Origin of the sequence: Neisseria sp. HMSC068C04 (genome assembly GCF_001810105.1) — a bacterium.
Classification (GTDB): domain Bacteria; phylum Pseudomonadota; class Gammaproteobacteria; order Burkholderiales; family Neisseriaceae; genus Neisseria; species Neisseria flavescens_B.
The window spans coordinates 1-23,126 of record NZ_KV799930.1; the positions used below are offsets into that span (position 1 = coordinate 1).

Below are 23,126 nucleotides of genomic sequence, written 5' to 3' on the forward strand. Positions count from 1 at the left end.
TACAAATCTTTCTGGACGTCCTCCCCCTGACTTGTGTTCGGGTTGGTGGGATTATTTCAAACTGTCTTTAATATATTGTAAATATAAAAGGTTACAATTAATAAAATAGGAAATATAAAAATGAAAATTCCTTTTATACCTTTTTTGAAATAAATAATTGTTAAAACAACGCCAAGAAAAAACGCTAGGCCAGCATTCATTAATTAACCTTTCCGCCCTCATTACTTAGGGCTTTTTCTTCATATCCGTCATACATTAAATTCTGCGGACTCTTTCCACCCATTGTCAAGACTTGCGGTTTTTCTGAAACTGATGAATTTGAATCAGCCGTTAATGCTTCGTTTTGTTTAGTTTTATAAGGATTGAAGGGCAAGCCGTCTTTAATATAGCTTAAACAGGTTTTTTTGCTGATTTCTGAAATCTTAGACCCTTGGTCTGTATAACAATTACAGCCATTATCGCTTTTTACGCACGCGGACGGCCAAGGCATGGTTTTAACGGCTTTATTCATTCCGTCATACATCGGCGCTGTTTCCGGCCTATCTTCTATTCTCGGTTTAAAGTCGTCCTCGCTTATGTGATGTTTCGGCGGTTCTTCTGCCTTTGTTTCTTGTTTCGGGTATTGCCCTAATCCGTCCGTTCCGTCCACCGCTGGAGCGGTTGCCGTACCGTCCGTTTTAGGGCTTTCCGCCAAGGCGGAAACTTCCGTTTTCGGTTTTTCGATCGGGGCGCTGATGTCTTTCCAGCTTTGCCATACATAAAAACAGCAGATTAATATCACGCCAAGGACAAAAGGGAAGATGAAAACTACTTTACTGAGTTTTGTCTTAATCTTCGTATGTTCTTCTGCTGATTTGTAAACGCCAAATGCTTTTTTATCAAGTTTATAAACGCTTTTAACGCCGTTTGCGACATCGCTATTAGATTCTGGATTTGCGCATCTTTCCCATTCAATCATACGGCGCACACCCAAACTGGTTTTTCCGATATGGCAGTGATGACCTATAAGACTGCGGACATTAACGTCTATTAGTCGCGGATGTTGTGTAAGAAGGAATATATCAATGCCCCTATGGCGGTGCGTTTCGAGTTCTGCGACAAAATCGGGGACTTTTGAACCGCTTGGCCGTGGCCTAAATACGCGCTGACATTCGTCAATAACGAGTATTGCACCCGTTGGCGCCCATTTGTGCCAAGTCTGCATACTTTCGCCTTCTGGAATAGGCAGGTTAGGAATAATTTTGTCATTTACTTCGGGAATGCCGTCAAGATATAACGGACGGTTTTTTAAGTCTGACCTATTCATAAGGTCTGAAATCATTTTTAGGGTTTTACCCGAACCGGGAACACCTGTAATCAAATAAAGCATGATTTACCCTTTTATTTACTTGCCATTATCGCTGACAGTTTGGACATTGTTTTTAGCGAAGCTATAAATGTGAATGTGCCGAAAATCCAGTTTAGGCAAACCCCTATCCCTAAAATATAAAGCACTTGCAAAGAATCCTCTGTCAATCCGCCTACTTGTTGGGATACGGCTTGCATAAGCTGATTTTGAAGGGCGTCTAAACCTACATAAGTTATAAAACTTAGTCCTACCGCTGACATGATTTTGCCTGCAACTGTCGTTAATACGCTGGTTAATAACTTTGCCCACATATCACAATTCCTTTACTGCTGCATAAGCAGCCCAACCACAGCTAATAATGGTTACTAAAATTAAAATTGGCCTGATTTTTGAAGCTATGTAACAAACATTCTCATAACTCATTTCAAAAGTACCTAAAATTCCCATATCAAAAGTTTTGGGAGATGGGCAAACGCCGTCTGTTTTAAAGGTATCAGTTGGTTTTATTGAGCCTATATCGATCGTATTTTGGGGAACTTCAGGTTCTTGCGCTTCAACCTCTCCCAAATCTGCACACGCTGCGATATTTGGGAAAATCGAACAAAGGCCATTTTCCTGTTGTTTTGGCGTTTGTTGATTGTTAGGACTATTCGGACTGTTCGGCTCATTCGGTGTGTTTGGCGAATTCGGGCTATTTGGTGCGTTTGGCGTGTCCGGACTCTCTTGTCTGCTCGGTGTTGTCTTTTCGGGCTTATTCGGTGCTTCTGGACTGTTTGGCTTTAAATCCGGACGTGGCACATAATCAACGCCCACAGTACCGTCTTGATTCATTTTGAATCTTGTTTGTTGTGGGGTGCTACTGCCTTCAGGTGTGTATGGCGCACTAAGTGCGGTATCAGGGCTGAATGTACTTTGCTCGGCAGATTGATTCATAACGCCCATTTTTGCCAATTGGTTCATCAGCTCGGCATGGTTTGTCTGATTGTTTTCAAGCATACGCTTGAGAATGTCTAACATTTCTTTTTGTGTCAGCATGAAGTCTTCAGGTTTTACTTGGCTTTGATTTTGTGCGAGTTTCTCTTTTTCTGCTTCTGGAACTGTACCTTCTTTATAGGAATCCCAACGAACAAAAATATGCTTATCAGACGGTGTATTTACTTTAATTGTTGAAGGGGAGGCGTATTTACCTAAATCAATATTGTAGGATGAAACAAATTTACCCATATAAGCAGGTGCATGGTCTAAAGTATTATCATCAGAACCACTCAATCTATAACCATCTGGAGCATAAAAAACATAGTTTTGATATGACCCATCGACTTCTACTATTAATTGATACTTGAATAATCCTTTCTTTTTTGCTTCTTCGTCTTTCTTCTGTTCTTCTTTCTTCTGTTGGTCTTGTTGTTGCGCTTTTTGTGCTGCTTCTGCTGCTTTTTTAGCTGCTGCTTGTGCTACTGCTTTTTGATAGTTGCCTTCGGCTTCTGCTTGGCGCTGGGATTGTTCATACTGTTGAGGTTCTTTCAATCCATTGCCAATGCCTGTTGCTATATCTCTGATTGCTCCGCCTAAAATACCATCTAAAGTAGCTCCTAAAGTCATTATTGAATTATGAGCAGCTTGTAAATAATTGCCGTTCTTAAACGCCTTTGCTGCTTCTGATGCATAATTTTTTGTATAAGAATTGTTAACAGCATTTGCAACAATGACTGTATTTGCAGCAGTTTGAAGCCTACCTGTACCGACTCTTTGATTAACAGTCGTGTTCATCGTGCCAGTTTCGCCATATCGGCCTGTAACCGTTACATTTTTGCCTTGACTACCATTAATATTTCCGCCATTTTTAGTTACTGTCGGTTTGCCGTTGTTTTGTACATCAACCTTCCAAATGCCTGTTTTTGGATCGTAGCCACGACGTTGCAAGGCTTGGTCACTTGGGAATCCTGCGTTTTGATGTTGTGCCGGCGGAGGAAGGCCGACTTCTGCAAACACTGTTAACGGATTTAAAACTTGAGTGCCAAAACATACAAGCACAAGCAGGCGACTGCATAGGGCGAAACGCCGAGAATAAAATAAACTTCTGGTATCATTCATTTTTCCTTTTCCCTTTTATTCGTCATTTCTCATATTGGCCAGTTTTACGACTTTTAAGCAGACTACGACAATAAATAAACCTATAAAAGCAAATAGCATAGACTGTCCCAACTCTCTACCCTGATCATAAAAATCTTGATTATTGCACTGCGGAAAGTTGAGCTTTACTTGGCTTCCGTGATATTCCCATGCCGAACCAATAAAGACAGGGTGATTTAACACCCCGTCTTTATCGATTGTCGGTATGACTTGGGACATCACATGATTTTGAGCTTCTATCTGCGTGCCATAACAGATTTGGCCTACTCGATATCCCATATCAAACCTTATGCTTTATTGATTACGCGTTTTGCAACGGAAATAGTTGCAATCACAACGGCCAGACCAACTACAACTGCGCCGAAGGCGATAATGCCAGTTTTGAGAGCGCCAATTTCTGTAGAGGCTGTATCAAGCAAATTTGTATCTGCCAAAGCTGGAGCAGACATTACGGCTACTGCTACGGTTGCAGCGGCGTTACGCGCTGCGGTTTTCAGTTTCATGATATTCATGATTTTTTCCTTTAAGTAAGTTAAAAAAATGTTGTGGCCGTTTTTAGGGGTCTGATTCAGGGGAAACGGCCAACCCCTGAATTTTGCTTGTACGTTAACGTTCGTCAGAGTAATAGACGTTGTCTTTAAAGGCGCGCAGGTGGATTTCCAGCGTTACGACTTGGTCGCGCTTGAAATGCTGGTATTTTTCAGGGTTCTTTGTACGCACTTCGCAAAGCTGCGTGCCATCTTCACTGCGGACGAGCAGGCCGAGATAGTGGACTTTGACGTATGTGCCGTCTGCGTTTTTGCGCTCTTTGACAAATGCGCGGTCAAATGACGCGGTTACAAAAAAGCCTTGTTTCGGGGTTTGGTTTTCGCTCATGCTGTTTACTCCATGTTTACGATGATTTCGCGGTTTTTAAATGCCCATTTCGGGCTTAGGACAAAGGCCAAGACTGTGTTGTAATTGTCTTGTGTAATTCTGGGCAGGGCTGCGCGGTATTTCCACTCTGCTACGCGGTTCAGGTAGCTTTCTACCTGCTCAACCCACTTTTTTAACTTGCGTCTCCACTCTTTCGAGCCTTTGGACACAAAAGCAAAATTGCTGTTTGCTACTTTCCACACGGATTTTTTATCCATGCTGGTACGCACGAGCCGATAGCCTTTGTCTTCTGGCAGTCGGCTGTTGATGTGTTTGCTGATGTATTTGGATACGTATCGCGCCAAGCCTTTGCTGTTGGTTTTGACCGGCAAAAGTTCAGTACGGCCAAAACCGTATTTGTGGACGTTTTCACGGAGCAATGCCCACAGTTGGCGCAATGCTGGATTGGCAGAACTGTAGCGTCCTGCGGCGATTTCGCGGAAATTCAGGCCGCGCCGTATATCGACACGGGTATTTACGATTAGATGGAAATGGATACGGCCTTTCTTCGTGCGCTCATAGACACAGACGTATTCAGGAAAGTGACGTTTGAGAAAGTTGGTTCTCAAGCTGTGAAAACGGCGTTGCGCTTCTTTCGGATCGGTTACGTCATCGGCAAAGGTCAGTGTTAAAAAGCCGACTTTGTTCAGGCCAAAGGCTTCAATGAACGCTTTGACGTTCATTTCTAGGGCAGTAGTAGATTTTTTGTAAGAGGTGGAAAACTCGTTCAGCGTATCCGCTTTACGGTTTTCATACTGACTTGGCAACTGCTTGATTTCGCCGCTGTTTGCGGTCTCAATGCAGTTGTTACTATTTAGACAAGGAAGAGCGCGTTCCGCGCTTGCTGAAGCTGAACGGTTCATGATTGCACCTCCGCCATCAGTGCGGATACGCTTAATTGACCGTATAAATCGGCTTCACCGTAAGTGATTTGGGGATTGTTGGGATTGCGGATAGGAAAAGCTTTGGTTTCCAAGCAATCCATGGTTCCGCAGGTCTCGGAAAACAGGCGGAAGATGTAGGCAACGGGATTTTTTTCGGGTTGCGGTGTAATTGTGTAGTAGGCAAATTTTGACATTTCAGACCCCTTGAAAAGTCGGCTAATCGGAACTTGTCAAGGGGTTTGGTTTGTAATTTACACTCCCTTAACGGAGTGCAATATATAAGGCCGTCTGAAATATAGACGTTTCATTTTCAAGCAGCCTTTTTGATTCCAAAGCAGAAGATATAAAAATTATGCAGGTTAGCTTCAACTTTCATATAACATGAAAGAGTAGGGCATAACTAAGCCATCATGTAAAAAACCGTCTGAAACCCAATGTTCAGACGGCTTTTTACTCTCAAAATGATTAATTGATCATTACCATTTTCCAGTTATCCCAATGCGGATTGTCCTACCCGGCGCGGGCATATGGGTAGGATTGATTGGATCAAGATAATAGCGATTGCCCAAATTCGTTCCAACCAGTTCTGCGGTTAGGTTCTTGCCGATTTTGTAGCGCAGATAGGCATCCCATGTAGCGACAGGTTGCCATCTCATATAGTCGGGGTCTGCCTGTTTTCCATTACCTGCTTGGTCGTGATATGCCTGAAAAATCGCCCTGCGGTTTTGATAAACCCTACTGTGGAAATGGAAACGGACGCCGCTTTCCAGTTTATTGCTAAAGAATCGCCCGCCCAAATCTGCATCGATAGACCAGCGGGGTTGAATCGCCGTAGCAAGATAACCGTCAGTGATGCTGCCATGATTACAGGTTGGATGTTTGATTAATTTTCCTTCTTGAAGATATTTTGATACAACATCAATATCCCTGTATGCATAAGAATCATCACACATCCAGTTTTTCAATGTCCTCAGTACGCCCAATCCGCCAAAAAATTTTCCCGTATCGAAACGCGTCTGCAATTCCACGCCTGTCCTCAATAATTTGTCGAACTGCTCAAACTCGAGATTGTAGTCGCGGTCGATGACGTTTTTTGTTTTGTTGTGGAAGTAGTTGATGCGGAAATCCGCACTTTTCATTTTCGGAAACAACCCTGTCAAATCATGAATATAGCCGATCTCCCAGTTTTTTGCGTGTTCGGGCTTCCAGCCGTAGCCGTAACGGGCGAATGAGCCTGCCGCTGTCGAGAAGCCGTATGTCCCCTCAAAAATGCTGGGAAAGCGCAGGGTTTCGGTATAGCGCAGATAGGCGCGGGCATAATCGGTAAAATTGACGGTCGCGGAAAAAGCTGGAGCCCACCCGCTACCGCCCTGTTTTCGGGCGCGCTGCAACTCCGCAGGTGTAATCGGAGTCAGATAATTATCCCTTTCATTATTTCCTATAAGCACTTTATATGGCAACACCATACGGGGACTCTCAGGATTATTTGGATCGTATGCGGGGTTGACCACAGGTGTAACCAAACCAGGTGTAGAGAAAATTGGATTTGTACTCGGATTCAAACGTCCTTTATCGTCCTTAAGCCAATAGTATTCCAGCTTGTCCAGCCTTGGTCTGTTTTCATCATAACGGGGAGTGGGATTTAATATTGCCACCCCTCTTTCATCTATTACGATACTGTCTCTTGCCGCATTGAATTCGTCATTGTTAATTGCATTCAGATAATCACGATATTCCTGCTCGGTAGCCACACGTGTCAGCTTGTAAACCATCCCACGATTCATCATCAAAGGCTGCCCCCAACTGTCTATTCCCGTTTTCAAACGCTCACTGTGATCTTGTATTTTGAAGTTGGTATAGCGCGCACCTGCCGTCAGTGTCAGCCAGTTCAGCGGCTGATACCGGAAATTGAAACCGAGATTCCATTCCCTACGCCTACCGTTGCGCGGTTCTCCGAAATTGGTCAACTCATAATTGGCTCGGATTTTGTCTTCTTCCACTTCTTCGGGGTATTTGTCCCTTCCCTCATTACGCAACTCTTCGGCAAACTCATTACGGGATCTCAATTTTTCATTTTGGAAATCACCCATTAAGGTCAGCGTCAGTTTATCGTGCAATTTCATACGGTTGGAAAAATTGAAACCGTTGCGGGTATTGTTGGCATAGTAAGCATTGCCCTCTATGGTATTGAATCGCCCGTTGGTATTCGGAAGCTGTTCGACGACATCCGGTTTTTTTGTGTAACCTGCTTCTTCAATTATTCTCTTGGTTTCTTCGTCATAGGTATGCCATCGATTCATGGCGGTTTTCCATGGAGACAGATTATCCACCCTGTCTTGATACAGAGCATCGCCGGGTGAACCGCCTGCTGTATTGGTTTTGGATTTGGTACGGGTTGTCCACAATGATGCGCTCAAATCTATCCAGCGGCTGCCCTCGGGCTTCCATGCATAATCGATATTGTAGGAACGCTGCTTAACCCATGCCCTCGGCCATTCTGCAATCTTATTCAAGTTTTCCGGCGTGGCATAAATCGGACCGATAACGCGGGAAGGCATGATTTCGCCAAAAATAGCATCAGTATGGCGTAGGCCGAATTTAAGAGTCTGATGGTTCGGCAGACGGAAGGTGGTTTTACCTACCCATGATTTGGTTTCGAGCGAAGTATTGGTTACCTCTCCGCCCGGATGATAAAAAAGTCCGATCTTGGCAATGTCAGGTGAACCTAACATATTTTCACTGCCGTAAAATTTTTCGCCTCTTGCCGCGGCATCTGCAACCCGTCTGTTTAATTCATTGACCGTTTCCATCGTCCAAGGACCGATGTAACCGTAGCGTTCCGCACCTTTTTTACCGGAAAAATAATTGCCTTTACTGCGGTAGGCATAGGCAAGCATGGCATCGAAATTGTCCTGCTTGGTGGCGGCGGCAATGCGGTAGGCTTTATCCTTCCCAAATTTATTGCGTCCGTTGAAACGCTGGTCGATTCGGTCGGTATCGTCCAACATCGCCCGCCAAATACCGCCAAGTGCGACAACAGGCGCATCCAATGTCCGATAATCGACCGATTTTTCATAGACATTGGCACGTTGTTTGATGGAATTATTGGAAGCCTCCGCCTTCACTTCAAAGCCGTATTTCTGCCCTTCGGGGACAATATCGTCGGCATCGATGGTCTTCAGGGCGATGGAGCCGCCTATGCCGCTCTTCATATCACGGCTGAACGAGGGGCCTTTTTCGATGGAAACGCTGCTGATGATGTTGGGGTCAACGTAGTTGCGGTTGTTTGCGCCCGCGTAGCCGCGCCAAACGGTAATCGCCTGCTCCGTGCCGTCGATGGTAACGGGAATCCGCCCCTATCCCTGTACGCCGCGTATATTGGGATCCAACGCGCCGCTGTTGCGCGCGTCGCCGCTGTACACGCCGGACATACCGCTCAAAAGGTCGGATACGGTGTTGCCCTTGAAGGTTTCGACTTCGTTTTTGCCTTTGTAAAGATTGACGACTTCGCGGGTATAAACGCGGTTTTTACCGATTTCATCCTTATTTCGAGTCCCTTTGACAGTGATGGTATCGAGAATAACTGTCGAATTATCTGCAGCATAAACGGCAGGGACGAAACCAATGGCGGCGATACAGGCGGAGAGGGTGGTGACTTTGATCGGTTACATAGAATGTATCCATATAACTTGATTGGTAAGGCCGTCTGAATGAGACAGACTGAATAGATGCGATTACACTCTGACTAAAATAATACAAATAAGTTTGATTATTATTTATAATTTTATGAAATTCTAACTTGTTTTTAATAATATGGAAATGTTTTTTGAGTTTAAGGTAAATAGAAGGGTGAGGGATAAGTGGAACAAATAAAAGCCTGTTTGAAAATTTCAAACAGGCTTGGATTCGGATTTCAAAAGCAACACTCGGGTACCGGTGGTTGGAACAGATTCAAGAATAAAACACTTGGCGTTTCGTAGCTAAATGTTTTTCTTTGCGATGTACTTCTCGATCATTGTCGATGATGGGGGCGGCCTCCTAATCGCCGATGCGGGATTTTTGGTCGCTGACGGCAGGTCGATTTTCTATGCCGACGAGGTCGGGCATTTTGCCTCTGATCCATGAATTACTTATCCCGCTACGTCATACTATATTTTGCGTTTTTGAAGTGATTGTTATTGCTATCTTGTAGTTTCTAAACTTGCAAAAACTACCTATTTGTTTTATAAATGCAAACCATTATTATTCAAATAATAGGGTAATGTAATGAAAAAGAAAGCGATTGCCTGTGTAGTCGGGGCGGTTTTTTCCGGACAGTTATATGCGGCTCAGATGCCGGTAGCTCAGGCAGAAATAGAGCCTGTGGTGGTCACGGCCGACCGCAATGCGCAAACCTTGGATAAAGCCGCGCCGAATGTGTCGGTTATCGGACGCAAAACCTTGAATCAAGCCTCGGCCCAGAATTTGGACGATATCGTGATGTATGAATCCGGCGTCAGCGTGCCGTCAGACAACAACCGCCGCGGTCATGCCGGTATCAATATCCGAGGCATAGACGGCAACCGCATTCTGATGATGGTGGACGGTGTGCGCATTCCCGAATCTTATATAGGCGGCGGCTCCAACGGCGCGATTTCGGGACGAGATATGGTCGAAAGCGACACACTCAAGCAGGTCGATATTGTCAAAGGTCCTTATTCCGCGCTGTACGGCAGCGATGCGCTCGGCGGCGTGGTGAACATGGTGACGCTTTCTCCGAGTGATTTCGTCGATGCGGGCAAACGCGGGCATTTCGGTTTGAAACACGGCTACCGCAGCCGCGACCGCAGCCACGGCGTGACGGCAACAGCCGCCGGTTTCCATGAAAACGCTGAAGGTCTGCTGATGCTGACGCGCCGCCAAGGTCATGAAACCGAAAACATGGGCAGCGATACCAGCTACTCGACTGCGCGTACTGCTACCAATCCACAGAAAAACAATGCCTACAATATCTTGGCGAAAGGCAATATCGGCAACGAACGCCACCGTTTGGAAACTTTGTACGAACAGTATTACCACGCCAACGATACCGTATTGGCAAACGGCTTGGGTTCGCAATCGCGCGGGCCGGTAACCATCGCAACATCCGAGAGCAATGCTCGCGACCGTATCCGCCGTCAACGTATCGAAGCAGGCTACCGCTACACTGGCGAAGGCCGTCTGAAAGAAGCCAACCTGACTGCCTATCAGCAAAAACTGCGTACGGAAGACGATGCTGTCGATGCGAGCATTACGCGTATGGGCGCGCGCCAATTAGGTAACTCGACCCGTTATTCCGACTACGGTTTCAATCAGACCATACGCGGGCTGAACGGACGCAGCGTGTGGGAGTTTGACGGCTCGGTCAAACAAACCGTTGTTGCCGGTGCAGAATACAAACATACCGAGACCGCCCGTCCGCGCGACAGTCTGACAGTGGACAATCTGACCGGCGCCGTCAGCAAAGTTTATGCAGGCAGTACCTATCCGAATAAAACCTTCCCCGACAGCAAGCGCAAAACGTTCAGCGTTTACGCACAAGACAGCCTGACCTTCGGCAACGGTATCGTCCTGACTCCGGCCTTGCGTTACGAAAAAGACAAGCTGAACACGTCGACCGACCAAGCCTATCTCAATGCCAATCCCGGCGGAACGGCGACGCGCTTCAGTGATTCCGCGTTTACGCCCAGCCTGCGCCTGAGCGTGCCGATGGGTGAGCAGTTCACTGGTTTTGCCACTTATTCCCAAGGCTTCCGCACGCCGCCGTTTGACAGCGCGACCATGGCATTTGCCAATACAACCTACGGCTATGCCGTCATTCCCAATGCCAACCTCAAATCCGAACGCTCCAACAGCTTTGAATTGGGGATGAAGTTCAAAAACGACCGTGCCCGCGCGCAAGTCACCGCGTTCTACAACCGTTACCGCAACTTCATCAACCGCACTGAAATCGGTACCTCCACCATTGGCAGACGCCCGATTATCCAGTACCAATATCAAAACCTTGATCACGTCAAAACCTACGGTGCCGAAGCTTCTGCCGCCTACAAATTCCTGCCGGGCTGGCAAGTCTCCGGCAGCATCGCTTGGATGCGCGGTGAGCAGCAGGACGGCAAACCGTTGGATTCCGCTTATCCGCTCAACGGCGTTTTGGGTTTGGATTACACTCAGGAAAAATGGGGTGTGGGTACCAAGCTGCGCTGGTCGAAAAAACACAGCCGCGTCAGCAGCGACACTGTTTTCCAAGCGCCGGGTTATGGCGTATGGGATGTCGGCGCGTGGTACAAGCCGTTTAAAAACCTCGAAATCGGCGCAAACATCTACAACGTCGGCAACAAAAAATACTGGCAGCACGCAGACGTTGCCGGCATGAGCCGTACCAGTGTGATGGACTTGTACACCGAAACCGGCCGCAATTTCGCCGCAACCGTACAACTTAAGTTCTAATGTGATTCAACCGTTTTCAGACGGCCTGAGAAAATGAGCAGGCCGTCTGAAAGTATGCGACAAGGAAAAAACAATGAAATTCAAACTCCTCCTGCTTTCTGCGCTTATTTCGTTGGCCGGCACTGCACACGCACAACGCATCGTCGTGTTGACCCCCGATACGGCAGACATTGTTGCCGCGCTCGGCGCATTGGACGAAATCGTCGGCCGCGATCAGACCGTTCAAAATCCGGCGTTGAAAAACAAGCCCAGTATCGGCATTCATCGCCGTCTGACGGTTGAACCGATTGTGGCCGCCAAACCCGACATCGCCATCGGGTCATGGATGGCGCAGCCTGCTGATATTTTTGCCCACCTGCAAAAAGCAGGCATTAAAGCCGTCAATGTTGCGCCCGATGACAGCATCGCCGCCTATCCGCAAAGTATCCGCAACATCGGTCAGCTTATCGGCAAAAGCGCGCAGGCGGACAAGTTGGCCAGTAAGTGGCAGGCGGATATGAAACAGCAGCCTTCCAGCGGTAAACGCTACCTCTTCAGCTACGACGGGCGCATCGTATCGGGTAAGAATACTGCCGCCGACGAAATCATCCGCCGCGCCGGCGGTATCAATGCCGCAGCCGCCATTGACGGCCTCAAACCGATGACGCGTGAGGCATGGATTGCGGCCAAACCCGACATCATCATTATTGCCGACCACAACACTGCCATGATAGGCAACGTCAAAACCTTTGCCGCACGCCCCGAAATCGCCGGCTCGCCTGCGGCGAAAAACGGCAAGATTTATTTGTGGAAGGCCAACGATATGTTCCGTTACGGGCTGGATACGCCACAAGTGATTCAGCGTTTACACGGTTTGGCGAAATAAACGCGCCTGATTTGAAAAGCCTGCCTGATTTTTGTTTTCAGACGGCCTTGATTTGTTCCTTCTTATTGAGGAGGAAGTAAAACGGCTGTCTTAAAAATGCCGTCTGAAATCGTCCCTCAATCCGCTTAAACCGCATGATGTCATGAAACCGCATACCCTTACCCTCTGCCTGCTGCTTACTGCCGCCGCCGTTTATTTGTGCTGCGGCATCGGTTTTGGTGCGTGGGAGTCGCCGTTGGCGATGGATGAAACCGTCCGCCAAATCCGTTTACCGCGCATCTATACCGCGCTTTTAGTTGGAGCCGGTTTGTCCGCTTCGGGTGCGGCATTGCAGGCTTTATTTGAAAACCCGCTGGCCGATCCGAGTTTGATCGGGACATCGGGCGGGGCGGCCTTGGGCGTGATTGTGCTATTGGCTTTGGGCGGTGGCGCGATGGGTGTGCCGGCGGCGGCTTTTCTCGGTGCATTGGGTGTGTGCCTGCTGATTTTGGCGGTGCACAAACTGCTCGGCGGCGGTACTTTGGGATTGCTGGTGTTGGGGTTTGTATTGAGCGCGTTTTCGGGCGCGGTGGTCAGCATGATTTTGTTTTTGTCTGACGATTTGGTATTGCGCAGCGCAACCACATGGCTGTCGGGCAGCCTTGCCGAAGCCGGTTTCTCATCGCCTGTCGCGGCAATCGCGATCATGTTGCCCGGTTTTCTGATTTTGTTGTCCGCAGGCAGGCGGCTGGACGTTTTGATGACGGGGGAAGACACGGCTGCCAGTATGGGGGTATCAGTTGGGGCTTTGCGTGTGCAAACCGTAATCGGCGCGGCATTGATGACGGGGGCGGCGGTATCGCTTTCGGGCATCATCGGTTTTCTCGGCATGATGATCCCCAATGTGCTGGCGCAAACCGTCGGTGGCAGCCGCCGCAAACTGATTACGCTGTCGGCTTGGTTGGGTGCAGTGTTTTTGATGGTGGTGGACGGCGCGGCGCGCTGGCTGACATACCCTGTCGATCTGCCGGTCGGTATCGTGATTGCCTTATTGGGCGGACCGTTTTTTATGTATTTGTTTATCAAGCCTTTGAAAAGCCGTTGATGCCTAGACAGGCCGTCTGAAACTTTATTGCCCCATATCTTTTGCCATGCACACCTTATTTCAAATCTGTAATCTTTCCGTCCGCGTCCAAGACAAAACCCTGCTTGAAATCGATCAACTGGATATACCTTCGGGCATGACCGTCATTATCGGCCCGAATGGCGCAGGCAAATCTACTTTGCTGCGGGCCTTAATCGGGCAAACAGGGCAGGGGGGAATCACGCTTTTCGGTGAGGCCGTTGCGCCGCAAATCCGCGCGGGCAGGGTGGCATGGGTCGGACAGCATGGCCGTTACAACATGCCGATGACCGTACGCGAATACATTGCGTTGGCGTCATTCGTACAAAAAGGCCGTCTGAACCATGAATGGGCGGACGAGTTACTCGATTATTTTGATTTGATGGTGTTGGCGGATAAGCGCATCGGCAAGCTTTCAGGTGGCGAGCAACAACGTGCCAACATCATCCGCGCCCTGTTGCAAAACGCGCCGGTCTTGCTTTTGGACGAACCGTGCAACCATCTCGATATCCGCCACCAACACCGCCTGATGCAGTATTTGGTCGGGCATTCAAACCGTGCCTCATCAATGATGGTATTGCACGATTTAAACCTCGCCGCGCGTTATGCGGAACATATTATTTTGATGAATAAGGGAAAAGTAGTGGCATCAGGCAAGGTGGGCGAAGTGATGCGCCCCGACTTGCTTGAATCGGTTTATGGTTGGCAGATACGCCGTTGCGAAGATGAAGCAGGGTTTTATTTCAGAAGCTGAACGCCCAAAGGCCGTCTGAAAAACGATAAAGAAAATTTATTTTATCGTTCAAAAATGAAACGAGATGGGAGGATGTTCCCGACTTGAAGAACCAAATTTTGCGCATTTCACAAGTAAAATGCCGATTTTCATCAAATAGAAATACATTTTATTATTTATAGAATACAATATTTTAAAATAATACTAATTTTTAATTACGCAAAAATATTGACAAGGAAATGATGATGGTTATTTAATATATAAATCTTATTAATAATTTTTATTAATCATTATCATGGTACAGCAGCTTGTTTGGACTCCGAAACAATCCGCGCCCAAGGCATTTCCCGAACGTCAGGCATTAATGCCTGTTTGGGGTGGTGTCCCAATGCCGCGCCCCCAGTGGCAGAACATTTGGAAGAAAAAGCTTCCCCATGCTACCGATGTGGACGCGCTTGCTTATCTGCATATTCCATTTTGCGCCAACCATTGCGTTTTTTGCGGCTTCTACCGTAATGCGTGGAAGGACAGCCAAAGCAGCGTGTACACCGACAAAATTATCGAAGAAATGGCTGCTGAAGCCGAAGTCCGTACAGGCAAGGGCAAAATCCGAGCCGTTTATTTCGGGGGCGGTACGCCGACCGCGTTGCTTACGGAAGACCTCGTCCGTCTGATTCGTGCCTGCTACCAATATCTGCCGCTTGCCGAAGACTGCGAGTTCACCATCGAAGGGCGTATGAGTCATTTCGATTTGGAAAAAGCACAGGCCTGCATCGAAGCAGGCGCCAACCGCATTTCCATCGGCGTGCAAACCTTCAATACCGCCATCCGCCGCCGTCTCGGTCGCAAACACAGCGGCGACGAGGCGTTTGAATATTTGGCAAAACTGTGCGAACTCGATGCCGTGATTGTGGCCGATTTAATGTTCGGCCTGCCCAATCAAACCGATGAAGTTTGGCAAAACGACATTGCCCGCTCCACCGAGCTGCCGCTGTCCGGTTTGGATACGTATGCGTTCAATCTTTATCCCATGCTGCCCATCAACCGCATGATTGAAAAAGGTGCATTTCCGACACCGCCGGGTTTCGATATTCAGGCAGACCAATATGCCTACACGGTTGAAACACTGCTGGAAAAGGCCTGGGAACAGGTCAGCAACAGCCACTTCGCCTATCCTGGCCGCGGCGAGCGCAACCGCTACAATACCCTGATCAAATCGGACATTCCCTGTTTGGCGTTCGGCTCCGGCGCAGGCGGTAACTTCGGCGGTTTCAGCTATCAGGTGCAGGGCGATTTGGAGAGTTATCTCGCCACGCCGAAAGGCGAGAAAAACATCGCATTTATGAGCGGCCATAGTCCAAATAAAGCACTGCTCAGCAAAGTCCAGCATGATATTGAAACAGGCCGTCTGAATCCATTATTGTTTGACGGCAACAAAGCAGCGCAAAAGCTGATTGTCCAATGGCAGGAAATGCAGCTTTTTAAAGAACCCGATTCAGACGGCATTATCCGTTTGAATACCAGCGGCCGTTATTGGTCGCCCACCCTTATCCGCAAACTCATGCTCACTCTTCCGACTCAAGAAAAGGATCAAACCATGCAAAAACTTTCAGCCGAACAACAAACCATGTTGCGTCAATCATTGGAAAAAAATCCCGGCCAAGTACTGGAAATGCTGGCAGCGCAAAACCAATGCAGTTTTGAAGACGTTATCCGCTGTCTGCCAGAAGAGAACGTGCGCCAAACCGAAGGCAGCCGCATAGTCGAAATCCTCCAAGCCGTTGCCGCATGGGATGAATCCGTTACCTTCATCGCCCACACCCCCGATGCCATCGTCGAAGTCAGCGGCAAACTGCCTAACGGCAAAGTCGGCCGCGGTTTCTACAACTTTGACCATCCCGAAACCGATGGCGGCGTACACGGTCATATCTATTACGAAAACTGCGCCTCCATCTACCTTTTGGAACGCCCGTTTATGGGTAAAGCCACTTGCTCGCTCAACTTTATCAACCGCAACGGCGGAGCCATGTTTAAAATTTTCGTCGGCCGTGATGAAGCAGGCGAGTTGAAACAACACCAAATCGAAGCCATGCGCAAACTGTTTGATGCCGTTTAAACGGTTTCAGACGGCCTGATAATCCGTTCCTTGTTGCACAGAGGAGCGGATTTTCTAACAACAAACATCTACCATACAAAGGAACCCCAAACATGCAACTCATCTTCGGAGCCAACGGCCCGTCCGGCCGCGCCTATATCCGCACATTGACTGACTCAGCCGATACCGTCGCCGTATTGAGAAGGCCGTCTGAAGACAGCTTTTTTGCCGAACACAATATCCAAACCGTCGTCGCCGATGCGCTTGATGCCGACGCGCTCGATAAAGCGTTGGCACAATATCGTCCCGATACCGTGATCAGTTTTGTCGGCGGCAAAAACGAAGAGGGCATCCGCAGCGATGCGCTGGGCAATATCAACATCATTGCCGCTACGAAAGCCGCCAATCCGCAAGCCCGCTTTGTACTGATTTCCAGCATGGGCTGCGGTGAACAATGGGACATGATGAGCGAGCCGTTCAAACAGGCACTCGGTGAAGCCGTCCGTGCCAAAACGGAGGCCGAAATTTATCTCAAACAAAGCGGTTTGAATTGGACCATCTTGCGCCCCTGCGGCCTTGCCGATGGCGAAGATAATGCCTATACCTTGACACAAAATGCCCAAGAAATTCCACAAAAATACATGACGCGCAACGGCTTGGCTGCTGCCGTTGCTGCTATTGTCGGCCAAGCGGACAGCAAGGGTGAAACGTATAGCGTTGGTGCGGCATAAACGGATTGAGTAGATTGCCCACTTTCCATTGTTAAAGTTGGAGTAGGTAATTGCAAACAATAAAGGATTTGCTGAGAAAAGGCTGGGAGATATAAATAAAAGGCTGTCTGAAAATTTCAGACGGCCTTTTTATTTTTGAATTCTGTAAGTAATTGTAGAATTAAGAGAAACAGGAACTAGCAAATTAAAAATATTAGGCTTATGAATTTAACATAATATAAATTAAGGATGTTTTCTCTATTCCTACATTAAATTCGCTTTTTGTTCCTGATTGTTAACTGAGAGTTAATGATACTCCTTGAGAGTAGCTATTATGGTACTTTATTCTTGGGTATACAGGCAATATCCTTTATATCGTACTTCTAAAATCTTCCTACTATAACTGTCGTCACTTTATCACTCATTATGGGCGTAATGGAATAGGGCAGGGTAAAGATTTCAATTCCTCAACATACTGCCTTTCAGACGGCCTTCATCCCATTCATCCCTTTCCCTTTACCATCGGCACGATCACAGATACCATATCAAATTCATTGTCATACTTCATAAGAAGGAAGCTTTGAAGTCCTGAGATGCAATATTGCCCACATTATAAAAACGATTTTGATAAAAAAACTTTTAAATACCTACAGTTAATATGAACAGAACAATCTTATTGCTGACGTGCCTGTTGGCAGCATGCAGCAGCCATCCTAATACCGTTGTGCTCCCCGTAGAAATATATAACCATACCTCCAAGGCCATCAATTTCAATATGACCGATGCCACTAAAAAAGACTGGAAAGGGTGGGAGTTGGGGTATGGAGGAGGCGGATACGAGGTGGCTACATACAATACTGCTTCAGGTAGTGCATGGCGTGTACCCGATAAATGGGACCCCAATTACACTATTTTTTTCCAATGGGCGGGTAATAACGAAACCTATACAAATCCGAAACGGGCATTTGTCAAACTTCCAAAATATGAGGATAAAGATTTATTTTATTTGGCAATACACTTCTTTCCTAATGATTCAATCAAAACTTTTGTGACAGCTAAAACGCCTGATTACCCAGAGTATCCTTATGGATGGCCGCAAGATGACGACCCGAAACGGAAAAAGAAAATCGGCAAGCGCCATGCAGTTGAGTAATATGCACAGAAAGAGTTGGGTAAACCTGGCTACCTTTAATCCTTTCTGTCTCTCCACTGATAGAACGCCCACGAGACAGTCCTCGTTGCAAAAAAGCGGGAAGGGTGAACAAAGGAATAAGGGGAAGCTTGTGTTATATAAAATATTATCCGGCACAGGTTTCTGTATTCAGGCAAAGCTCCTCACAGTAACCAGCCCCTGACAGCATAACTTTATTGAAGTCCTATGTTCAGACGGCCTTAAAACAAACGAATCGATACCATGAAAAAATTTATTTTTATCTCCGTACTTATCCCCCTGCTGGTTTCCTGCGGTTCAGCTTCACCGTCCCAATCTGACCGCGATTACACCCAAACCCATCCTGCACCCAAGGCATTCGATCCCAACCGTACCCAATACACCTGCGCCACTTGGACGCCGCCGTCCGACACTGATGCCGAAGCCGAGCAATGGTATCGGGCAGCAACCTTACTCCATGCCCAAAGTTGGCGCAGAACCGCACAAGAGTTGCAGGATATGGTGATTCTGTACGAAGCGGCGGCAAGTCGCGGACATTACCGTGCCATCAACAATCTCTACCTGCTCTACACCGGCACCCAAGGAGCGATGGGGGATTTGTTTGACCAACGTCCCGACCGCGCCCGCAAATGGTTGCATTACGGCTTGGAGAAGGATTGGGCAATAGCATACTACTGGCTGTTTGACTCCTTGTATGACGGTCATGCAGGTTATTACGACCCGAAACTCGGCCTAGCCTACCTGCAAAAGGCAGTGGAATTAGGCGTCCCGTTGGCGCAGTATGAATTGGCACGGATTTACGATATAAAGCTCAAAGATTTAAAAACCACTCAAGTGTTGCTTGATTGTGCCGCCAAGCAGAAATTTTCAGCGGCAATGTATGAATTGGGGATGTTGAAGGCAATGAACGGCAAATTAGATGAGGCACTGTCACTGATGCACAATGCCGTACGGTATGGAGGCGAAAAAGGGGGAATATCAGCTTTAATATTGACAGACATTTTTGGGGAGTCAAAAGGTTTTATGCAGGAATTTTCCGCTATCCCTGCCGACCCCGTTCGAATAGCAGCCTATCATGAACTATATGTAGCACTTCAAGGCACGGACACTACCAGCGGCAATATCTTCTATACCTTCCCGCGTCTGGACGAGGTTCTGCCACTGCCTCCCGCCAAAACCCATTGGAAAGGCATCTACTCTGCAATGAGTAAGGAAGACGCGGCGTTCTACCAAAATCCGCCCGATACCGCTGCCTTAGCTGCGGATATCCTTAAACGCGGTATCGTCAAAAAAGAAGAGGTCTATTGGCCACCGCGTAAAGAGTAAATCAAGAACAGGCCGTCTGAAATCTGGAAGGGATACTATCAGACGGCCTTAAATGTAAGAAACGCCAGAATAGGGGCAACATGACAAAAAAACTTTATGAATCCCTGCAACGGGAAGCCGATGAAATCCTGATGTATGACGAAGACTACAATATCAACGCCCGTCTGGGGTTGACCATATTGATCTACTACACGGGCGGCGGTTCGGTAGCGGGACAACGCAAGACGCTGGAAGTTTTCGAACGCTTTTATTCAAAGTACCATGGGTATTTGAAAACACACTTTTGGGACGGGATGCGCCGTTTTGCCCGTATCAATCCGAACGCATTTCAAAAAAAAAATCGATAAAATGATTCAAAATGCCGAACAGGGGGAAAGCTTGCAGGGCGTGCTGAACTCCGGTCCTTCCAAAAGGGCGGCGGAATATGAAATCAAAACCCTATCCGCTCACCCCTTAGGCGGAGTTGATGACCTGTCCTATCTCAGGATTACCTTTCCACTGTCTTTTTTGTCCTCCTCGGAAAAACGTCGCGAGTACGAAAGCTGGATAGAGTATCTGTGCAAGCACTTTGATATTTTCCACGGTTATGCCGGACTGAGCATCGTCCTGCCCTACGCCTACCACAAATACCAGTTTTACGAATATTCCGTGACCAAACGCTATTGGGGGGTAACACCCGACTCAGGTGGACATGATGACTCTCTCTGGTACGAGGGCATTAAGTCCGTCAGCTGGTATACCCTTGTCGGCAAGGCGTTCCAAGATAAACTGAACCGTATGGAAATCCAAAACGTTTTAAACCATTATTCGGACATTACGCTGAAGACCTATAACGGCACCATGGTATTCAAAGCAGGGAAGTTTCCCGACTTGGGAGATAAAACCAAACCGTTGCCTATTAATTACCTGGTCGTGAACAACCTGATGCGGCCGATACTGACGCAAAAGCTGAACGACTCATTACATACTGCTTTCGGCAACGGCAAAAACCGCTACTCAGCTTCCCAGGGCTATTACTGGCTGCATCGTTGGGATAATGCCAATTTTGAAAACGGGATTTTTGATCCTAAAGGGACGAAGCAGGAACTGATGCCTGTTTACCGTGAGAGACCTTTGGAAGCACCTTATGCCGGGATGTGGGTACCGGACGATCTTGAGAATGCGATAGAACGACATTTTGAAGAAGGTGAAGTTTTACCCGAAAGGGGAGAGTATTACAAGCACCTTCTAAACGGCACAACGGAAATTGGGAAAGGTTATTGTGTTTGGCGTTTGGTCAAGCGGGACGACGGAGGCAGTGTACTGGTGGCTTCAGAGTTTTAATTATTCAGTCTCAAGCGTAAGCTAAGTTAAAAAAAACGGCATTTATCAAGGCCGTCTGAAACTTTCAGACGGCCTCTTTAGCAATGGTGATTGCCTTATTTGACAGCTATAGTCGTTATATTTGAGATATTTCATCACACATCAAATCCTTTTGAAGCAGCTTGATGATTACGCCAATGAAATGAAGAAAAAGTATGATGGAGATGCCAATATGAATGCAGAATTTACCTGTCATTGTAGAAATGCTTCCTGCCGTTCTGTCGCTTTTAGCGATGGCTGCCCGCGCACCACAACTAGGATTAAATATTGTGAGAAGCGGCTCCGTTGTGGCAGCTGGATTAGGCCTATGGAGCAGTGCAAATGCTGAGACTATTGATTTTACTGATGAAGAAATAGAAGAGGCTGTTGAGAAGAAAATAGAAATCCTTCATCAATTTGACTTGGGCTATACCTTATTTCATTTCAAAGAAGGAATACCTGTTGTGGAAGGAAATACTTATACCATTGATCAAGTTGCATATATCAGAGATGCAAGTAAAGAAGAGTATGATGCCAGTCCTCATGTAACCATAGTAGGTTGTAATGGGGAAATTATTACCAGCAAAGAAGAAGCCCGCAACAGTTGCGCCGCCGGATACAAATCTTCATTTTAATTAAGCAAGGAAAATCCATGAATGATACCGAAAAGAAACTCATCGCCATCCACTATACCGCCGACCGCACCAAACGCAACAACGAACATGGCTTTACCCTGTTGAAACTGGGCATACGTGGCGCAATCTATTTTAATACCCGTGATGATGTCGCCGATGCCTTAACCGCTCTGATGGATTTCTATTACGAATGGGCGAAAGACAAGCTGACAATAGCTTGGCACGAAAGAGGCCATAGGGATATTAAAAAAGTCAAACTGACCGAAAAATCATATCTGAAAGAACGGGATACAATCTACCGGTGGTTGGACAATCGGGAGGAAAATCCGCCAGAGGTGATGTGGGGAATGCAAAGTGAGCATGCAGATACCAGCGCATCCTATTATTTCGACATTACCTCTATTGCCGCAGGTTTGGTTAATGAAGCCCATATGCCGCTAGGCACCCTACTTTTTAACCTGCCACTGGAAATTTTGTCTTCCCCCAAAGATTTGGCAAAACTGGATGAGTTTGTCGACAAGATTGCAGAGAAGCTGGATGTGTTCCACGGCTATATCGGTCTGGCAGCAATTCCACCGCATAACTATTACGACGGTGCACCGTACGAATACGGGGTGTGTCGCGAGAATTTCGGTCTGATTCCGGTTACGACTGATTATCTGTCAACGTTTTATAGATACAACATACGCAGTATCAGTTGGTACACATTAATCGGCAGAGAACTTTACGGACAGCTGCCGGCAGGCAGGATAGAGCCTGTTTTAGCGAATCATCCCGATATTAAGATGCGTGATATAGCAGGTATCAAAGTTTTCAAAATTGGCAACTTGCCTGAAACCGGAGATATCCACGAAGATTTACCCTTGGACTACATTGCGCTAAACCGCGCTTTAGAACCGATACGTGAAAAATACCCCCGTGAGAATATGGGTGGCATTACCCGAGAACAGATGTATTATTGGTCGAGAAGATGGGACGGCTGGGAAGTGGAAGAAAAAGACGGCAAGAAGATCTACACCCAAGCACCGCAAGAAATCATCGGTGTCGAGGAAGAGCCTGTCCCGATTTCGGGCATATGGAAAATTACCAGCTTTAACGGCGAAACCCGCCATTTCAATAAAGGCGAAATCTTCCCCGAAGGAGAGGGTGAGAGAACGCAAAAAGCACTTCTCGGCCCCCAAATGGGTCTGACCATTTGGGAACTGGTCAAAGGAGACCATGACGAGCCGTTGCGTAGAAAACCTATATGGTAAAGCCAGGCTATAAACCATCTGTCGGCAGGTGGGTTATAAAAAATAACACCGAAGCAATCCCTGAACAAAGTCTTGGACAAATTACTTATTGAAATAATCGGAGACTTTAACAACAAGAGACCTTTGCAAAATTCCTTTTTCCCCGACAGC

The 23,126-nt window shown here is 47.2% G+C and carries 20 protein-coding genes and 1 pseudogene; 12 read left to right on the forward strand and 9 right to left on the reverse strand.

The features are described 5' to 3' along the window. Nucleotides 1–199: 199 nt before the first annotated feature. From HMPREF2700_RS04725 to HMPREF2700_RS04765, 9 genes and pseudogenes are all read right to left on the reverse strand, one after another. Nucleotides 200–1,369, reverse strand: coding sequence for a zonular occludens toxin family protein (locus HMPREF2700_RS04725; protein ID WP_070590586.1), 1,170 nt, complete (start codon nt 1,367–1,369; stop codon nt 200–202). Nucleotides 1,370–1,380: 11 nt separating this feature from the next. Then, the gene (locus tag HMPREF2700_RS04730) at nt 1,381–1,659 is read right to left on the reverse strand and encodes a DUF2523 family protein (protein WP_049336528.1); all 279 of its coding nucleotides are present in this window, start codon (nt 1,657–1,659) and stop codon (nt 1,381–1,383) included. Nucleotide 1,660: 1 nt separating this feature from the next. Then, nucleotides 1,661–3,442 (reverse strand): IgG-binding virulence factor TspB family protein, encoded by a 1,782-nt coding sequence (locus tag HMPREF2700_RS04735; protein ID WP_070590589.1) that lies wholly within the window; start codon nt 3,440–3,442, stop codon nt 1,661–1,663. Between the two features lie 15 nt (nt 3,443–3,457). Next, the gene (locus HMPREF2700_RS04740) at nt 3,458–3,760 is read right to left on the reverse strand and encodes a hypothetical protein (RefSeq protein WP_070590592.1); all 303 of its coding nucleotides are present in this window, start codon (nt 3,758–3,760) and stop codon (nt 3,458–3,460) included. 8 nt (nt 3,761–3,768) lie between these two features. Then, complete coding sequence (locus HMPREF2700_RS04745) at nt 3,769–3,993, reverse strand: hypothetical protein (protein WP_070590594.1); 225 nt, start codon at nt 3,991–3,993, stop codon at nt 3,769–3,771. A 94-nt stretch (nt 3,994–4,087) separates the two neighbouring features. Further along, a complete protein-coding gene (locus HMPREF2700_RS04750) occupies nt 4,088–4,357 on the reverse strand; it encodes a hypothetical protein (protein ID WP_070590597.1) in 270 nt (89 codons plus the stop codon). Nucleotides 4,358–4,362: 5 nt separating this feature from the next. Continuing rightward, nucleotides 4,363–5,259 carry a rolling circle replication-associated protein gene (locus HMPREF2700_RS04755; protein WP_070590600.1) on the reverse strand — a complete coding sequence of 299 codons (897 nt, stop codon included), beginning with the start codon at nt 5,257–5,259 and terminating at the stop codon, nt 4,363–4,365. Further along, nucleotides 5,256–5,474, reverse strand: a complete 219-nt coding sequence (locus tag HMPREF2700_RS04760; protein WP_070590604.1) for a hypothetical protein — start codon at nt 5,472–5,474, stop codon at nt 5,256–5,258. Before HMPREF2700_RS04760 ends, HMPREF2700_RS04755 begins: the two co-directional genes overlap by 4 nt. 282 nt (nt 5,475–5,756) lie before the next feature. Then, nucleotides 5,757–8,942, reverse strand: a pseudogene (locus HMPREF2700_RS04765) (TonB-dependent receptor). Between the two features lie 604 nt (nt 8,943–9,546). Between HMPREF2700_RS04765 and HMPREF2700_RS04770 the strand changes: the two are divergent. From HMPREF2700_RS04770 to HMPREF2700_RS04830, 12 genes are all read left to right on the forward strand, one after another. Next, complete coding sequence (locus HMPREF2700_RS04770; protein WP_070590606.1) at nt 9,547–11,745, forward strand: TonB-dependent hemoglobin/transferrin/lactoferrin family receptor; 2,199 nt, start codon at nt 9,547–9,549, stop codon at nt 11,743–11,745. Between the two features lie 73 nt (nt 11,746–11,818). After that, entirely contained in the window at nt 11,819–12,610 is a 792-nt protein-coding gene (locus HMPREF2700_RS04775) for a heme/hemin ABC transporter substrate-binding protein (protein WP_070590609.1), read from the forward strand. Between the two features lie 142 nt (nt 12,611–12,752). Continuing rightward, the gene (locus tag HMPREF2700_RS04780; protein WP_070590610.1) at nt 12,753–13,694 is read left to right on the forward strand and encodes a FecCD family ABC transporter permease; all 942 of its coding nucleotides are present in this window, start codon (nt 12,753–12,755) and stop codon (nt 13,692–13,694) included. Nucleotides 13,695–13,740: 46 nt separating this feature from the next. Then, a complete protein-coding gene (locus HMPREF2700_RS04785) occupies nt 13,741–14,466 on the forward strand; it encodes an ABC transporter ATP-binding protein (RefSeq protein WP_070590614.1) in 726 nt (241 codons plus the stop codon). A 274-nt stretch (nt 14,467–14,740) separates the two neighbouring features. Beyond that, a complete protein-coding gene (hutW, locus tag HMPREF2700_RS04790) occupies nt 14,741–16,561 on the forward strand; it encodes a heme anaerobic degradation radical SAM methyltransferase ChuW/HutW (RefSeq protein WP_070590615.1) in 1,821 nt (606 codons plus the stop codon). A 92-nt stretch (nt 16,562–16,653) separates the two neighbouring features. Next, complete coding sequence (locus HMPREF2700_RS04795) at nt 16,654–17,271, forward strand: NAD(P)H-binding protein (RefSeq protein WP_070590618.1); 618 nt, start codon at nt 16,654–16,656, stop codon at nt 17,269–17,271. A 637-nt stretch (nt 17,272–17,908) separates the two neighbouring features. Beyond that, entirely contained in the window at nt 17,909–18,403 is a 495-nt protein-coding gene (locus tag HMPREF2700_RS04800; RefSeq protein ID WP_083303951.1) for a DUF3304 domain-containing protein, read from the forward strand. Nucleotides 18,404–18,664: 261 nt separating this feature from the next. Beyond that, on the forward strand, nt 18,665–19,747 hold the full coding sequence (locus HMPREF2700_RS04810) for a tetratricopeptide repeat protein (RefSeq protein WP_070590627.1): 1,083 nt from the start codon (nt 18,665–18,667) through the stop codon (nt 19,745–19,747). 80 nt (nt 19,748–19,827) lie between these two features. Further along, nucleotides 19,828–20,094, forward strand: a complete 267-nt coding sequence (locus tag HMPREF2700_RS04815) for a hypothetical protein (protein WP_070590630.1) — start codon at nt 19,828–19,830, stop codon at nt 20,092–20,094. Between the two features lies 1 nt (nt 20,095). Continuing rightward, nucleotides 20,096–21,070 carry a type VI immunity family protein gene (locus tag HMPREF2700_RS04820; RefSeq protein ID WP_070590633.1) on the forward strand — a complete coding sequence of 325 codons (975 nt, stop codon included), beginning with the start codon at nt 20,096–20,098 and terminating at the stop codon, nt 21,068–21,070. 215 nt (nt 21,071–21,285) lie between these two features. Beyond that, entirely contained in the window at nt 21,286–21,723 is a 438-nt protein-coding gene (locus HMPREF2700_RS04825) for a hypothetical protein (protein WP_070590635.1), read from the forward strand. Nucleotides 21,724–21,740: 17 nt separating this feature from the next. Further along, nucleotides 21,741–22,976: a type VI immunity family protein gene (locus HMPREF2700_RS04830; RefSeq protein ID WP_070590638.1), complete on the forward strand. Its 1,236-nt coding sequence runs from the start codon at nt 21,741–21,743 to the stop codon at nt 22,974–22,976. Nucleotides 22,977–23,126: the final 150 nt, after the last annotated feature.

Coding starts and splice junctions, on each gene's coding strand:
- HMPREF2700_RS04755 (WP_070590600.1), bottom strand. CDS start 5,259: ATGAACCGTTCAGCTTCAGCAAGCGCGGAACGCGCTCTTCCTTGTCTA.
- HMPREF2700_RS04760 (WP_070590604.1), bottom strand. CDS start 5,474: ATGTCAAAATTTGCCTACTACACAATTACACCGCAACCCGAAAAAAAT.
- HMPREF2700_RS04770 (WP_070590606.1), top strand. CDS start 9,547: ATGAAAAAGAAAGCGATTGCCTGTGTAGTCGGGGCGGTTTTTTCCGGA.
- HMPREF2700_RS04825 (WP_070590635.1), top strand. CDS start 21,286: ATGCAGAATTTACCTGTCATTGTAGAAATGCTTCCTGCCGTTCTGTCG.
- HMPREF2700_RS04735 (WP_070590589.1), bottom strand. CDS start 3,442: ATGAATGATACCAGAAGTTTATTTTATTCTCGGCGTTTCGCCCTATGC.
- HMPREF2700_RS04745 (WP_070590594.1), bottom strand. CDS start 3,993: ATGAATATCATGAAACTGAAAACCGCAGCGCGTAACGCCGCTGCAACC.
- HMPREF2700_RS04780 (WP_070590610.1), top strand. CDS start 12,753: ATGAAACCGCATACCCTTACCCTCTGCCTGCTGCTTACTGCCGCCGCC.
- HMPREF2700_RS04730 (WP_049336528.1), bottom strand. CDS start 1,659: ATGTGGGCAAAGTTATTAACCAGCGTATTAACGACAGTTGCAGGCAAA.
- HMPREF2700_RS04785 (WP_070590614.1), top strand. CDS start 13,741: ATGCACACCTTATTTCAAATCTGTAATCTTTCCGTCCGCGTCCAAGAC.
- HMPREF2700_RS04810 (WP_070590627.1), top strand. CDS start 18,665: ATGAAAAAATTTATTTTTATCTCCGTACTTATCCCCCTGCTGGTTTCC.
- HMPREF2700_RS04820 (WP_070590633.1), top strand. CDS start 20,096: ATGATTCAAAATGCCGAACAGGGGGAAAGCTTGCAGGGCGTGCTGAAC.
- HMPREF2700_RS04800 (WP_083303951.1), top strand. CDS start 17,909: ATGAACAGAACAATCTTATTGCTGACGTGCCTGTTGGCAGCATGCAGC.
- HMPREF2700_RS04750 (WP_070590597.1), bottom strand. CDS start 4,357: ATGAGCGAAAACCAAACCCCGAAACAAGGCTTTTTTGTAACCGCGTCA.
- hutW (WP_070590615.1), top strand. CDS start 14,741: ATGGTACAGCAGCTTGTTTGGACTCCGAAACAATCCGCGCCCAAGGCA.
- HMPREF2700_RS04775 (WP_070590609.1), top strand. CDS start 11,819: ATGAAATTCAAACTCCTCCTGCTTTCTGCGCTTATTTCGTTGGCCGGC.
- HMPREF2700_RS04830 (WP_070590638.1), top strand. CDS start 21,741: ATGAATGATACCGAAAAGAAACTCATCGCCATCCACTATACCGCCGAC.
- HMPREF2700_RS04815 (WP_070590630.1), top strand. CDS start 19,828: ATGACAAAAAAACTTTATGAATCCCTGCAACGGGAAGCCGATGAAATC.
- HMPREF2700_RS04740 (WP_070590592.1), bottom strand. CDS start 3,760: ATGGGATATCGAGTAGGCCAAATCTGTTATGGCACGCAGATAGAAGCT.
- HMPREF2700_RS04725 (WP_070590586.1), bottom strand. CDS start 1,369: ATGCTTTATTTGATTACAGGTGTTCCCGGTTCGGGTAAAACCCTAAAA.
- HMPREF2700_RS04795 (WP_070590618.1), top strand. CDS start 16,654: ATGCAACTCATCTTCGGAGCCAACGGCCCGTCCGGCCGCGCCTATATC.